13 protein-coding genes and 1 pseudogene are annotated in these 14255 nt (G+C 60.9%); 8 read left to right on the top strand and 6 right to left on the bottom strand.

Annotated features, from left to right (window positions below; genetic code table 11):
- Window positions 1-24: 24 nt before the first annotated feature.
- From AB7M25_RS00530 to AB7M25_RS00520, 3 genes and pseudogenes are all read left to right on the top strand, one after another.
- Window positions 25-765: pseudogene (locus AB7M25_RS00530) on the top strand (peptidoglycan-binding protein); the annotation flags it as partial.
- 81 nt (window positions 766-846) lie between these two features.
- Window positions 847-1953 carry a DNA-processing protein DprA gene (gene dprA / locus AB7M25_RS00525; protein WP_429517583.1) on the top strand — a complete coding sequence of 369 codons (1107 nt, stop codon included), beginning with the start codon at window positions 847-849 and terminating at the stop codon, window positions 1951-1953.
- 54 nt (window positions 1954-2007) lie between these two features.
- Window positions 2008-2565 carry an L-threonylcarbamoyladenylate synthase gene (locus AB7M25_RS00520; protein WP_007969864.1) on the top strand — a complete coding sequence of 186 codons (558 nt, stop codon included), beginning with the start codon at window positions 2008-2010 and terminating at the stop codon, window positions 2563-2565.
- A gap of 116 nt (window positions 2566-2681) precedes the next feature.
- Here AB7M25_RS00520 and AB7M25_RS00515 read toward each other — a convergent pair whose 3' ends face one another.
- Entirely contained in the window at window positions 2682-3659 is a 978-nt protein-coding gene (locus AB7M25_RS00515) for an NADPH:quinone reductase (protein ID WP_454236875.1), read from the bottom strand.
- A 163-nt stretch (window positions 3660-3822) separates the two neighbouring features.
- On the opposite strand from AB7M25_RS00515, the gene hemF reads away from it, so the two are divergent.
- Together hemF and aroE are read left to right on the top strand one after the other, a co-directional pair.
- Entirely contained in the window at window positions 3823-4737 is a 915-nt protein-coding gene (hemF, locus tag AB7M25_RS00510) for an oxygen-dependent coproporphyrinogen oxidase (RefSeq protein ID WP_104450455.1), read from the top strand.
- Between the two features lie 13 nt (window positions 4738-4750).
- Window positions 4751-5572 (top strand): shikimate dehydrogenase, encoded by an 822-nt coding sequence (aroE, locus tag AB7M25_RS00505; RefSeq protein ID WP_429386816.1) that lies wholly within the window; start codon window positions 4751-4753, stop codon window positions 5570-5572.
- A gap of 117 nt (window positions 5573-5689) precedes the next feature.
- Here aroE and AB7M25_RS00500 read toward each other — a convergent pair whose 3' ends face one another.
- From AB7M25_RS00500 to betC, 3 genes are all read right to left on the bottom strand, one after another.
- Window positions 5690-7258, bottom strand: a complete 1569-nt coding sequence (locus AB7M25_RS00500; RefSeq protein ID WP_429517586.1) for a SulP family inorganic anion transporter — start codon at window positions 7256-7258, stop codon at window positions 5690-5692.
- 221 nt (window positions 7259-7479) lie between these two features.
- Window positions 7480-8400: a choline ABC transporter substrate-binding protein gene (gene choX / locus AB7M25_RS00495; RefSeq protein ID WP_429386810.1), complete on the bottom strand. Its 921-nt coding sequence runs from the start codon at window positions 8398-8400 to the stop codon at window positions 7480-7482.
- A gap of 16 nt (window positions 8401-8416) precedes the next feature.
- On the bottom strand, window positions 8417-9931 hold the full coding sequence (gene betC / locus AB7M25_RS00490) for a choline-sulfatase (protein WP_454236874.1): 1515 nt from the start codon (window positions 9929-9931) through the stop codon (window positions 8417-8419).
- Between the two features lie 114 nt (window positions 9932-10045).
- Between betC and AB7M25_RS00485 the strand changes: the two genes are divergently transcribed.
- Entirely contained in the window at window positions 10046-10996 is a 951-nt protein-coding gene (locus AB7M25_RS00485) for a choline sulfate utilization transcriptional regulator (RefSeq protein WP_429386804.1), read from the top strand.
- Between the two features lie 48 nt (window positions 10997-11044).
- Here AB7M25_RS00485 and AB7M25_RS00480 read toward each other — a convergent pair whose 3' ends face one another.
- Window positions 11045-11710 carry an NAD(P)-dependent oxidoreductase gene (locus AB7M25_RS00480; protein ID WP_429517590.1) on the bottom strand — a complete coding sequence of 222 codons (666 nt, stop codon included), beginning with the start codon at window positions 11708-11710 and terminating at the stop codon, window positions 11045-11047.
- Between the two features lie 83 nt (window positions 11711-11793).
- Here AB7M25_RS00480 and AB7M25_RS00475 point away from each other — a divergent pair, with 83 nt between their 5' ends.
- Window positions 11794-12120, top strand: a complete 327-nt coding sequence (locus tag AB7M25_RS00475) for a DOPA 4,5-dioxygenase family protein (protein ID WP_015092870.1) — start codon at window positions 11794-11796, stop codon at window positions 12118-12120.
- Here the strand turns inward: AB7M25_RS00475 and AB7M25_RS00470 are convergent, their stop codons facing one another.
- Window positions 12121-12522 carry a GFA family protein gene (locus tag AB7M25_RS00470; protein WP_015092871.1) on the bottom strand — a complete coding sequence of 134 codons (402 nt, stop codon included), beginning with the start codon at window positions 12520-12522 and terminating at the stop codon, window positions 12121-12123.
- Window positions 12523-12919: 397 nt separating this feature from the next.
- Between AB7M25_RS00470 and AB7M25_RS00465 the strand changes: the two genes are divergently transcribed.
- Window positions 12920-14227 carry a CitMHS family transporter gene (locus tag AB7M25_RS00465; RefSeq protein ID WP_116579845.1) on the top strand — a complete coding sequence of 436 codons (1308 nt, stop codon included), beginning with the start codon at window positions 12920-12922 and terminating at the stop codon, window positions 14225-14227.
- Window positions 14228-14255 lie beyond the last annotated feature (28 nt).

The following is a 14255-nucleotide window of genomic DNA, read 5'->3' as shown; positions in this document are numbered from 1 at the left end:
GGGCAACTTCGGGAAGATATTCCCACCATAAAGCTGTCGCCTCAGGTTCGCAGCAGCCCGGTGGCCGAGGTTATCCCCGGCATTGCGCTCAAATCGATCAACAGCTTTCTGCTGAGCAACCGCATCGTCGACAAGGCCGAGGATTTCACCAAGGCGCCTTACATCGTCGCTGGTGATTCCGAACGGGTGCTCAGCGGCGCGGGTGACCGCATCTTTGCCCGCGGCCAATTCGATCCGGCGCAACCGGCGTACGGTATCTTCCGCCAAGGCAAGGTCTACACCGATCCGCAGAGCAAGGAAATCCTGGGGATCAACGCCGACGACATCGGCGGCGGCGATGTCGTCGCCATCGAAGGTGACGTCGCTACCCTGGAGTTGCAACGCACGACCCAGGAGGTCCGCCTCGGCGATCGCTTGTTCAGCGGTGAAGAGCAGGCGATCAACTCGACCTTCACGCCCAGGGCACCGAGCCACGAAATCAACGGTTTGATCATCGATGTTCCGCGCGGGGTCACGCAGATCGGCGAGTTGGACGTGGTTACCCTGAACAAGGGGCTGCGCGACGGTCTGGTCGAAGGCAATCTGCTGGCAGTGATGAAAACCGGCGAAACAGTGCGGGACCGGATCACCGGTCAGCCGTTGAAAATTCCCGATGAGCGCGCCGGTCTGCTGATGGTTTTCCGTACCTACGACAAACTCAGTTATGGGCTGGTGCTCAGCGCTTCACGCTCGCTGTCGGTGATGGACAAGGTACGAAATCCGTAAGAGTGCTTCACAAGTTACCAACAGAGTTATCCACAGCTTATTCCCGTTTGTATGGGTGCTCATAACGATCAAGGATGATCCATGTCGCTGTCTGCCGTTACACCGGTTTCCCCCGCGGAACTGGAAGCTCGTTTACGTCTGCACCGTTTGCCGGAACTCGGCCCGGCGCGTTTCAAGAAGTTGCTCGAAGCCTTCGGCTCGGCATCCAAAGCCCTCAGTGCACCCGCCAGTGCCTGGCGCGCGCTGGGTTTGCCGCTGGCCTGTTCCGAGGCCAGGCGTAGCGCTGAGATCCGTGACGGCGCCAGTCATGCATTGGCTTGGCTGGAGCATCCGGCCCAGCATTTACTGATGTGGGACCAACCGGACTACCCGGCGCTGCTGGCACAAATCAGTGATGCACCACCGCTGTTATTTGTCGCCGGCGATCCGGGCATTCTAGAAAAACCACAACTGGCGATGGTCGGCAGCCGTCGTGCGTCCCGACCAGGGATGGACACCGCTGCCGCGTTTTCCCGCAGCCTGGCGGGTGCCGGTTTTGTCATTACCAGCGGCCTGGCCCTGGGCATTGACGCCGCCGCACATCAGGCCGCATTGGATGTCGGCGGGCAAACGGTGGGTGTGCTCGGCACGGGGCTCGAGAAGTTTTATCCACAGCGAAATAGACGCCTGGCGGACGCCATGATCGCCTCGGGCAGCGCGGTACTTTCGGAGTTTCCACTGGATGCCGGCCCCAGCGCCGGCAATTTCCCCCGGCGCAACCGGATCATCAGTGGTCTGTCCCTCGGGGTGCTGGTGGTCGAAGCCAGTGTCGCCAGCGGTTCACTGATCACCGCGAGGCTGGCGGCGGAACAGGGGCGCGAGGTGTTTGCGATGCCCGGGTCGATCCATCATCCCGGTGCCCGCGGCTGCCATCAGTTGATTCGCGACGGTGCGGTGCTGGTGGAAACCATCGAACATATCCTCGAAGCCTTGCGCGGCTGGCAACGACTGCCGTTATCCACAGAATCCTTTACCCCTGAAACGACTCACCCCCTGTTGAAGTTGCTGCATGCCGCACCTCTGACCAGTGAAGCATTGGCCGATGCAAGCGGCTGGACCTTGCCGAAAGTGCTGGCGGCGTTGACTGAACTTGAAATGGACGGTCGCGCTATTTGCGAAAGCGGGCGTTGGTTTGCACGGGTGAGCTAGGTTTTATAAACAAGATCGGTAAACTGCGCAGAGCCTTATTCTGGAGAGTTTTTCATGGTCAACAGTTGGCGTGTGCAACAAGCCGCGCAAGCAATTCGCGCCGGGGCGGTGATTGCCTACCCAACCGAAGCAGTCTGGGGCCTGGGTTGCGACCCGTGGGACGAGGAAGCGGTAGAGCGTCTGCTGCTGATCAAGGGGCGGTCCGAGGATAAAGGGCTGATCCTGGTCGCGGACAACATCCGACAGTTCGATTTCCTCTTCGATGACTTCCCCGAGTTGTGGATGGACCGCATGGCCAGTACCTGGCCAGGTCCGAACACTTGGCTGGTGCCGCACCAGAACCTGCTGCCGCAATGGATTACCGGCGTGCATGAAACCGTGGCGCTGCGGGTCAGTGATCACCCTCTGGTGCGGGACTTGTGCGCACTGGTCGGGCCGCTGGTGTCGACGTCGGCCAACCCGCAGGGACGCCCGGCGGCACGCACGCGGCTTCGCGTCGAGCAGTACTTCCGTGGTCAGTTGGATCTGGTACTGGGTGGCAATCTGGGCGGGCGCAAGAACCCGAGCGTGATTCGCGATCTGGCGACCGGCAAGGTTGTGCGCCCGGATTAAGACCGGGTTGACCTCCTTCGCGAGCAAGCCCGCTCCCACACTGGATCTGTGAACGACACAGATCCAGTGTGGGAGCGGGCTTGCTCGCGAAGGGGCCCTACCAGTCAACGACCCATTCAGGGCAACAGAACAACCGAACCCGTCGTACGCCGTGCCGACAACTCGGTCTGCGCCTTCGCCGCGTCAGCCAGTGGAAAACGCTGACTGATGTCCACGGTCAGCTTGCCGCTGATGATCATCTCGAACAACTCGTCGGCCATGCGTTGCAGGTTCTCGGCGTTGTTCGCATAAGTGCCCAGGGTTGGCCGGGTCACGTACAGCGAGCCTTTCCCCGCCAGGATCCCCAGGTTCACGCCGTCGACCGCACCGGACGCATTGCCGAAACTCACCACCAGGCCACGCGGTGCGGCGCTGTCGAGTGATGTCAGCCAGGTGTCCTTGCCAACGCCGTCGTACACCACCGGGACTTTTTTGCCGTCGGTCAATTCCAGCACGCGCTGGGTGACGTTTTCATGGCTGTAGTCGATGGTCGCCCAAGCGCCGTTGGCCTTGGCCAGTGCGGCTTTCTCGGCCGAACTGACCGTACCGATCAGCTTCACGCCCAAAGCCCTGGCCCATTGGCAAGCCAGGGAACCGACACCACCGGCTGCAGCGTGGAACAGGATGGTTTCGCCACCCTTGAGTTCATAAGTCTGACGCAGCAGGTACTGCACGGTCAGGCCCTTGAGCATCACGCCTGCGGCCTGTTCGAAGCTGATGGCGTCCGGCAGTTTTACCAGATTGGCCTCGGGCAACACATGAACTTCGCTGTAGGCGCCCAGAGGGCCGCTGCCATAGGCCACGCGATCGCCGATCTTGAAGCGGGTCACGTCGCCGCCGACCGCCTCGACCACGCCCGCACCCTCCGCGCCGAGGCCCGATGGCAGGGATGGCGGCGGGTACAGGCCGCTACGGTAATAGGTGTCGATGAAGTTCAGGCCGATGGCCTTGTTGGTCACGCGCACTTCCTTCGGACCTGGCTCGGCGGGTTGGTAATCCACATACTCGAGCACTTCGGGACCGCCATGGGCGCGAAACTGGATACGCTTTGCCATCAGAACTCTCCATAGGTCGTTTTGCCAAGCGCCCTATCGGACTCCTAAGCTTGATTTTCGTCAACTGCGAAGGGGTAACTTGCGATGTTATGCTACGCGCCCATTTGCGCAGGCTGAGCTCCAATGGAGCGCCGCGTTGTTTTGCCCGATTCAAGGTGATGACATGACGACCCGCACCGAGGCCGTAAAAGCCTACCTGCTCGACCTGCAAGACCGTATCTGCGCCGCCCTGGAAGCCGAAGACGGTGGCACGCCATTCGTCGAAGACGCCTGGACCAGGCCGGCCGGCGGTGGCGGTCGCACCCGCGTGATTGAAAACGGCACGGTGATTGAAAAGGGTGGCGTGAACTTTTCCCACGTCTTCGGCAGCGGTCTCCCACCCTCAGCCAGCGCCCACCGGCCGGAACTGGCGGGCCGTGGCTTTGAAGCCTTGGGCGTGTCGCTGGTGATTCACCCGCACAACCCCCATGTGCCGACTTCCCACGCCAACGTGCGCTTTTTCATCGCTGAAAAAGAAGGTGAAGAACCGGTCTGGTGGTTTGGCGGCGGCTTCGACCTGACCCCGTATTACGGCAATGAAGAAGACTGCATCCACTGGCATCGCATCGCCGAGCAGGCCTGTGCACCGTTCGGCCCGGACGTCTACTCGCGTTACAAGGCCTGGTGCGACAGCTACTTCCACATCAAGCATCGTCACGAGCCGCGTGGCATCGGCGGGTTGTTTTTCGACGACCTGAACGAGTGGGATTTCGACACCAGCTTCGCCTTCATGCGTGCCATCGGCGACGCGTACATCGATGCGTACCTGCCGATCGTGCAGCGCCGCAAGAATGACGCGTTCACGGCCAAGCAGCGCGAGTTCCAGGAGTTCCGCCGTGGCCGCTACGTTGAATTCAACCTGGTCTACGACCGCGGCACATTGTTCGGCCTGCAATCGGGCGGGCGTACCGAGTCGATCTTGATGTCGCTGCCACCGCAAGTGCGCTGGGGCTACGACTGGAAGGCCGAGCCTGGCAGCGAAGAAGCGCGCCTGACCGAGTACTTCCTGCAGGACCGCGATTGGTTGGCCGAAGCTTGAACGAGGAATCCTGATGGACCGTTATGTCGTATTCGGTAACCCGATTGGCCACAGCAAGTCACCGTTGATCCACCGCCTGTTCGCCGAGCAGACCGCGCAAAAGCTGGACTACAGCACAATGCTGGTGCCACTCGACGACTTTTCCACCTGTGCCCGGACGTTTTTCCTTGAAGGACGCGGCGCCAATGTGACGGTGCCGTTCAAGGAAGAGGCCTACCGACTGGCGAACAGCCTGACGGCGCGGGCGCAGCGCGCCGGTGCGGTCAATACCTTGAGTAAACTGGCCGATGGCAGCCTGCTGGGCGACAACACCGACGGTGCCGGGCTGGTGCGGGACCTGACGGTCAACGCCGGATTCAGCCTCAAGGGCAAACGCATCCTGCTGCTTGGCGCTGGCGGCGCAGTGCGCGGCGCCCTGGAGCCGTTGCTGGCCGAGCAACCGGCTTCGGTGATCATCGCCAACCGCACGGTGGACAAGGCCGAGCTGCTGGCGGAGCTGTTCTGCGATCTGGGGCCGGTCTCGGCCAGTGGCTATGACTGGTTGCAGGAGTCGGTGGACCTGATCATCAACGCGACTTCCGCGAGCCTCACGGGCGATGTGCCGCCGATTGCGCCCAGCCTGATCGAACCGGGCAAAACGGTGTGCTACGACATGATGTACGGCAAGGAGCCGACCTCGTTCTGCCGCTGGGCCAGCGAGCACGGGGCTGCGGTGGCGATGGATGGCTTGGGGATGCTGGCCGAGCAGGCCGCGGAGGCGTTTTTCCTGTGGCGCGGCGTGCGACCGGATACAGCGCCGGTGTTGGCTGAACTTCGCCGGCAATTGGCCCTATAACCAACTGTAGGAGCGAGCTTGCTCGCGAAAAACCCGAGGGCACCCTGGGCATCTGGTTTTGCGCGTTATCGTTCACGACCTTCGCGAGCAAGCTCGCTCCTACAGGGGGCGATCTGTTTAATCCTCAAACCGGATCGGGCATTTCTCGGCCCCTTCCAGCTTCCTCAGTTCTTCCACCACCTGCGGCCGGGCCCGGCGCAAGGTCAGGCTGCGGTCCTGGCGCAGCAATCGTCGCGCCTCTTGGTGCAGCATTTCCACCCCTGAGTAATCGATGAAGTTGATCTGCTGTGCCTCGATCACCACGCGCGCGCCGTGCATGCGTTGCAGGCGTACTTGCAGGTAGTGGCTGGCACCGAAAAAGATCGAACCGCCAACCCGCAGAATGTCCTCCTCGCCATCACGTACATGCTGCACCCGTGGCTGCGATGTGCGTTTGAGATAGAAAAAAAGCGAGGCCAATACGCCGGCGTAGATTGCCGTTTGCAATTCCAGCAGCAGCGTGGCGACGCAGGTCAGCGCCATGACCACGAACTCGGCGCGGCTGACCCGCAACAACGCGCGAATGCCGCGATGGTCCACCAGTCCCCAGGCGATCAACAGAATGCTGCCGGCCATGGCCGGAATCGGGATTTGTTCGATCAACCGCGCGCCGAATAGGGCGAACATCGCCACCCACAGTGCCGAAAAAATCCCTGCCAGCGGTGAGCAGGCGCCGGCCTCGTAGCTGAGACCCGAGCGGGTGAAGGAGCCAGCGGACAGCGATCCGGAAAAAAACGCGCCGACCATGTTCGACAAGCCCTGGGCGCGAACTTCCTGGTTGGCGTCGAGTAATTGCTGCGAACGTGCAGAGATCGAGCGGGCAATCGACAGACTGGTGACCAGTCCGAGCATGCCAACCGCCACGGCGCTGGGCAGCAAGCGCAGGATCAGGTCGAGGTCCAGTAGCAACGGACTGAAAGGCGGCAGCTTGCCGGTGAAGGCGCTGACCAGTTGCACGTGCCCGAATATCGACGGCCAAAGCCAGACGAGCAATCCACCAAGAATCAGGGTGATCAAGAGCGTCGGCCAGCGTGGCAGCAACAGCTTGAGGATCACGCCGACCACCACAGTCGCCGCGCCCAGCGCCAGCGAAGGTTTGTCCATTTCGCCGAGATGGCGCAACAACGTGATGAAACTGTCCAGCGCGGTGGCTTGGCTGGGCAGGTCCAGTCCCAGCAGGTTAGGCAATTGACCGATGGCAATCACCACGGCAGCCCCAAGGGTGAAGCCGAGCACCACCGAGTGCGAGACGAAATTCACCAGCGCGCCAAACCGCAGCAAACCCAGCAGCCACTGGAAGATGCCGGCAAGAAACGTCAGCAACAGGATCAACATGACGTAGTCCTGCGAGGCCGGAACGGCCAGAGGACTGACGCTGGCGTACAGGACAATCGAGATGGCCGCCGTAGGACCACAGATCAAATGCCACGACGAGCCCCAGAGGCAGGCGATCAGCACGGGGATGATTGCGGCATAGAGGCCGTATTCCGGAGGGAGGCCGGCAATCAGCGCGTAGGCAATGGATTGCGGCAACGCCAGAATCGCGCCGCTGAGGCCGACGACCAGGTCGCGCCCGACACTGGCACGGGTTTGCTTGGGCAGCCAACTGAGGAATGGAAAGAGTGAATGGCGGCTTGGCAGGGCCATGGGGCCTCTCGGTTGGGGTTTTACGAAAGAGTATCAGGACCAGGCAAACATTGTGGCGAGGGGGCTTGCTGTGGCGAGGGGGCTTGCCCCCGATCGATTGCGAAGCAATCGTAAACCATTGCATGCGGTTTACCTGATAAACCACAGTTGCTGGCTTTGGGACGGCTGGGCCGTCCAACGGGGGCAAGCCCCCTCTCCACACAAATCCAAATCGACTCTGGTTAGAGTTTGGCTTTGACCGCCGGCAGCGCGTCCTTGCCATCCACGGTCTTCACACCATCAAGCCACTTGTCCAACACCGCCGGGTTGGCCTTGATCCACGCCCTGGCGGCGTCGGCGTTGCTGACCTTGTTGTTCACCACCTCGGCCATGATGCTGTTCTCCATGTCCTGGGTGAAGCTCAGGTTGGTCAGCAGCTTGCCGACGTTCGGGCAGGCCTGTGCATAACCTTTGCGGGTCAGTGTGTGCACGCTGCCGGTGTCACCGAAGTACTTCTCGCCGCCCTTGAGGTAATGCATTTTCAGCTGCACGTTCATCGGGTGCGGGGTCCAGCCGAGGAAGGTCACGAATTTCTGCTTTTTCACCGCGCGGGACACTTCCGCCAGCATGGCTTGCTCGCTGGACTCGACCAGTTTCCACTGGCCCATGTCGAAATCGTTTTTCTTGATGATCTCTTGCAGCGAGATGTTCGCCGGTGCACCGGAGCCGATGCCGTAGATCTTGCGGTCGAACTTGTCGGCATATTTGTTCAGGTCGGCAAAGTTATGCACACCCGCGTCCCACACATAGTCTGGAACGGCAAGGGTGAATTCGGTGCCGTCGAGGTTCTTCGCCAGTTGCGTGACATCGCCGTTGGCGACGAATTTGTCATAGAAACCCTGCTGCGCTGGCATCCAGTTACCCAGGAACACATCGACCTGGCCATCCTTGAGCCCGCCAAAAGTGATCGGCACCGCGAGGGTGTCGACCTTGGCCTTGTAGCCCATGCCGTCCAGCAGGAACCCGGTGATGGCGTTGGTCGCGGCGATGTCGCTCCAACCCGGGTCGGCCATCTTCACGGTCTCGCAACTCTGATCGGCAAACGCCGATGCGCTGCCCAGAGCCAGGAGCCCGACCGTCAGTACTGTGGATAACCTTTGCATGGACTTCCCCTTAACGTTATTGGTTTTGGCAGGGTTGTGGATAACGTGCTTTACGTTCCAGATCGTCGAGGTCGATGTGGTTGCGCATGTATTGCTGACTGGCGTCCACCAGCGGCTGGTGATCCCAGCTCTTCAGCTTGCCGAGGGTCAACGCCTCGGCCACGAAACGCCGGCGTCGCTGGCTGGCGAGCACCTGCTGGTGGATGGCTGGAATATTCCACTTCGCCCGCGCCTCAGCGAGAAAGTCGTCGAACAGCTGACGATGTTGCGGCGAATGGCTGAGTTCTTCCAGTTCGCGAGGGTCATTGTGTACGTCGAAGAGCAGGCAAGGGTCGTCTTCGCTGTAGATGAATTTATAGGCACCGCGGCGGATCATCATCAGCGGGCTGATGGTGCCTTCGGCCATGTATTCGCCGAACACTTCATCGTGACCACCCTGCCCTTGCAGGTGCGGCACCAACGAACGGCCATCCAGCGGCAAGCCCGGTTCCAGCGAGCCGCCGGCCAGTTCGACGAATGTCGGCAACAGGTCCGCCGTGGAAACACTGGCGTTGACCCGGCCAGCGCCATACTGCCCCGGTGCGCTGATCAGCAGCGGCACCCGTGCGGCCATTTCATACCAGTGCATTTTGTACCAGAGGCCGCGCTCGCCGAGCATGTCGCCGTGGTCACCGGAAAACACGATGATGGTGTCATCGATCAGCCCTGTATCCTCGAGGGTTTGCAGGAGTTTGCCGACGTTGCTGTCGACATAGCTGCACGCGCCGAAATAGGCACGGCGGGCATCGCGGATCTTATCCACAGGCAGTGGCTTGTCCCACAGGTCATAGACCTTGAGCAATCGCTGCGAGTGCGGATCGAGGTCATGCGGGTCCGGGGTTGCAGGCAGTGGGATATCGGCGTCGTCGTACAAATCCCAGAAAGCCTTGGGAATCGTGTACGGATCGTGTGGGTGAGTCATGGAAACGGTCAGGCAGAACGGCTGGTCGCCCTCCTCGCGGATATGGTCGAACAGGTACTGCTGGGCCTTGAATACCACCTCTTCGTCGAAATCCAGTTGGTTAGTGCGCACGCACGGGCCGGCTTGCAGAACCGAGGACATATTGTGGTACCAGGTCGGACGCACGTCCGGCTCATCCCAGTTCACTGCCCAGCCGTAGTCGGCCGGGTAGATGTCACTGGTCAGGCGCTCTTCGTAGCCGTGCAACTGGTCCGGCCCGCAGAAATGCATCTTGCCCGACAGGGCGGTGCGGTAACCGAGGCGGCGCAGGTAATGGGCATAGGTCGGTACGTCGGCGGGGAAGTCGGCGGCGTTGTCGTAGGCGCCGATCTTGCTCGGCAATTGGCCGCTGACCAGGGTGAAACGCGACGGTGCGCACAGTGGGCTGTTGCAATAAGCCGAGTCGAACACCACGCCTTGTGCGGCGAGGCGGCTGAGATGGGGCAACTTGATGGGCGACGGGCCGTAGAACGGCAACATTGGCGCGGCCATTTGATCGGCCATGAGGAAAAGAATGTTCTTGCGCTTCATGTGATCGCGGCATTCCATAGTGGATGTTTATGCGAGAGTGCTGGCTTCGAGAATGAAACCCAAGCTCTTCGCGGTAAAGCCCATGCACGGCAATGACTAGGATAAGCACAGCTTATGTATGACGCCCTGGGTGACCTGTCACTGGATCTGCTTCGTGCCTTCGAAGCGGCAGCCCGCCAGCGTAGCTTTACCGCAGCGGCGGTTGAGCTGGGCACCACGCAGCCGGCCATCAGCCAGCAGATCAAGCGCCTTGAAGAACAACTGGCGACCCGATTGTTCGACCGCATTTATCGCGGTATCGAACTGACTGAGGCCGGGCTGATACTTTTTCAGCAGGTTCAACTCGGATTGCAGAATATCGACGCAGGATTGAGCGCAATCAGCGCACAGCAACAGCATGAGGTGCTGCAGGTGGCCACGGATTTTGCCTTCGCCGCCTATTGGTTGATGCCGCGTCTGCACCGCTTTCACGCGGCCAATCCGCAGGTGGATGTCAGCCTGGTCACCAGTGAACGCAGCCATAACATGCTACGTACCGATATCGATGTGGCGGTACTGTTCGGCGATGGCCGCTTCAAGCAGGGTGAAAGCCATTGGCTGTTCAGTGAGGAAGTGTTTCCGGTGTGCAGCCCGCAGTTGCTGGGCGAGCGTTCCCTGCCCTTGCCCCCCCAGGCCTTGCTCGAGTTTCCGTTGCTGCATCTGCGGGGGGAAAACAGCAGTAACTGGTTCGACTGGAGCGGTGTATTCCGCGAGTTGGGCATCACCTCGCCCCCGGCGCCCGGTCAACTGCGTTTCGACAACTACACCTTGCTGATTCAGGCGGCGATTGGTGGTCAGGGTGTGGCCATCGGTTGGCGCCACCTTGTGGATAACTTGCTGGCGCAAGGACTGTTGTGCCGACCGATCGGCGAAACGGTGATGTCCCGACTGGGCTATTACGTGGTTTTGCCCCAGCGTAAACGGCGCGGGGTGTTGATCCAGCAGTTTGTGGATTGGTTGATGGCTGAACAGGCGGGCAGCGCGGAGTCATTGACGGGGTTGGCGTTTCCTTCGATTGCGGTTTGAGGGTCACAAGATCGCAGCCTTCGGCAGCTCCTACAGGGGCAGCCCGATTCAAGGTTCCGAGGTTGCGATGAAACTGACGTGTTCGCCGATGTGCAGTTTCAGGTGCAATTCATCGGTAATACCCACGGCGGTGCGGGCCAATCTCCCGAGCGGTTCGGCCAGCCCCGGCTCGAGGTTGCCGCCGGGGTTGGCGAAATGTTCGATGGTCAGCCCCGGTACCCCGCGCGGTTCGTTGACCAGCGTCCACTGCAAAGGACTGCTTTGCAGCGCCTCGCGGATTTCCTCTGCGGCGTGACGTTGCAGGCTGTCCTCGAGCTCCGGCTCGTCCAGCACCCCGAAATCCCCCACCAGAAACAGCCGGGCAACGCCTGCCCCCTGGAGGCCTTCAATCAAGGCGTCAACTGCCAGCACTTGCTCGACCGGACCCGGTACGATGGTTTTTTCCACGTGTTCGCTGTTGAACGGTAAGCCTGGAGCGTCCAGTAAACAGATGACCACGGAGCTGCCGGCCACACTCTGCTTGACCCGTTGCGCGTCGAACAGGTCGCCAGTCTTGGTGCGCAGCCCCGGACGGGGTGCCAGCGCATTGAGGTCATCGAGAATCGCGATCACTTCATGCTGGCGCCTTAGCATTTCAGCCATCAGCGCACTGCCCAGGCTACTCATGGCACCATAAAGCACCACTTTCACAACGGGGGTTTCGGCATTTTTCATGGCTGAACCCTTTTCCCAGCGTCTATATGACGTGTGACCCGCAGGAAAGGGTGAGGGTTCGAACAGCTTTCAGAGGGATTGCAATGCAGCAGATCACGGGCTATCACGCCCATGTTTACTTCGATGCCGACTCGATCGGGCAGGCGCGGGCGCTGTGTGAGCAGGCGGCGCAATTGTTTCCAGTGAAAATGGGCCGTGTGCACGAGCGCCCGGTCGGCCCGCACCCGGACTGGAGCTGTCAGTTGGCATTCGAGCCGCAGGTGCTGGGCGACGTGCTGCCGTGGCTGGCGCTCAACCGCAAGGGCCTGGTGGTGTTTTTACACCCGGACACCGGCGACGATCTGCGCGACCACACCGAGCATGCGATCTGGATGGGTGCGATTCGACCGCTGGACCTGTCTATTTTTTGATCAGAGTGTTTCTTCAGCCTCGCCGGGCAAGTGTTCGTCCAGATGCAGCCACGGCAGGCGGCTGTCGGTCCAGATGTGCCGCTGCGCCGGTGCCTGCTCGGGGTGGTCGAGGGTGGCGATGGTCAGGTCGATGCTGTCCGGGCTCAGGTGCGTTACCACCGCCAGCTGCGCCCCGCAGTGACCGCAAAAATAACGTGCGCAGGTGGATGAAGAGTCGTACCGCGACGGCGTCCCGGCCAGCCATTGAAAGGCGGATGCCGGCACGGTGATCCAGGTGGTCACGATGCCGCCGCTGACCCGTCGGCAAATCGAACAATGACAGTGGACGATATCGTGAAGTGGCCCGCTGAATTGATAGCGCAGCTGCCCGCAGTGGCAACCGCCGGTGTGAACATTGTTCATGACATTCCTCCTGCTGCGTAATGACTGACGCCTTCGCGAGCAAGCCCGCTCCCACATTGGCTTTGTGGGAGCGGGCTTGCTCGCGAAGGCCGTAACCCGGTTCACCTCCCTGCCCTGGTCCGACGACCGGTCATGCATCCGGTCAAAGCTTTCAATTGCGAAAGCTGGCTGAAAGCTTCCCCGATTAGGATCGCCGCCACTACCGGCAAAAGACCGGTGGCCAATGCGAGTGTTCGATTGCTCGCCAGGCCCATTTAACAACAACAATGGTGATTCTGATGTCCTCTTCTACCCGCCACTTCGCTGTGCCTCCGTCCGTACCTCTCGTGCTTCCCGTTCTGCGCTGATCCCGCCCGATCCGCCCATTCCTTAGCCGCGCTACGCCTGGAGTACTCCCATGCTGACTTTCCTTGGCTTCGCCATGGTCATCACGTTTATGTTCCTGATCATGACCAAGCGCCTGTCCGCGCTGATCGCCCTGATCCTCATTCCAATCATCTTCGCCCTGTTCGGCGGCTTCGGTCCCAAAATCGGCCCGATGATGCTCGAAGGCATCACCAAGCTCGCGCCGACCGGTGTGATGCTGATGTTCGCTATTTTGTATTTCGCCCTGATGATCGACTCCGGCCTGTTCGACCCGGCCGTGCGCAAGATCCTCAAAATGGTCAAGGGTGACCCGCTGAAGGTTTCGGTCGGCACCGCTGTACTGGCGCTGGTCGTTTCCCTCGATGGTGACGGCGCGACCACCTACATGATCTGCGTGGCCGCCATGCTGCCGCTCTACAGCCGCATCGGCATGAGCCCGCGGATCATGGCCGGCCTGATCATCCTCGCCGGTGGCGTGATGAACATGACCCCATGGGGCGGCCCGACCGCCCGTGCCGCCAGCGCACTGCACGTGGACCCGTCGGCTATTTTCGTCCCGATGATCCCGGCGATGCTGGCCGGTGTGGTGGCGATCCTGGCCATCGCTTACTTCTACGGCAAACGTGAGCGTGCGCGCCTGGGCGAACTGCACTTGGTGGGCGATGAAATCGACCACAGCGAAATCAGTGTTTCGCAGTTCCCGGATGCCCGTCGTCCGAAGCTGATCTGGTTCAACGGCGCCCTGACGCTGGGTCTGATGTGCACCCTGATCGCCGGCCTGTTGCCGTTGCCGGTGTTGTTCATGGTGGCGTTCAGTATCGCCATGATCGTCAACTATCCTTGCCTGCAACAGCAGAAGGATCGCGTCGCGGCTCACGCTGGTAGCGTACTGGCCGTGGTCGGGCTGATCTTTGCGGCCGGCATCTTCACCGGTATCCTGTCGGGCACCGGCATGGTCGATGCCATGTCGAAAAGCCTGTTGTCGGTGATTCCGGATTTCCTCGGCCCGTACCTGGCGGTGATCACGGCGTTGGTAAGCATGCCGTTCACCTTCTTCATGTCGAACGATGCATTTTATTACGGCGTGTTACCGGTACTTGCCGAAGCCGCCAGTCACTACGGTATAACCGCGGTGGAAATGGCACGTGCCTCGATCGTCGGTCAGCCCGTCCACCTGTTGAGCCCGCTGGTTCCATCGACCTATCTGTTGGTGGCCCTGGCCGGTATCGATTTCGGTGACCACCAGCGCTTCACCCTGAAGTGGGCAGTGCTGGTTTGTATCTGCATACTGATTGCTGCACTGCTGTTGGGGACTTTCCCGATGTTCAGCACTCTATAAGCCCAAGACTCACCACGTCGGGTCCAGG

It is taken from the genome of Pseudomonas sp. AP3_22 TE3818 (genome assembly GCF_053628995.1).
Note: the sequence above shows the minus strand (reverse complement) of the source record. Positions and strands in the feature narration are given on the sequence as shown.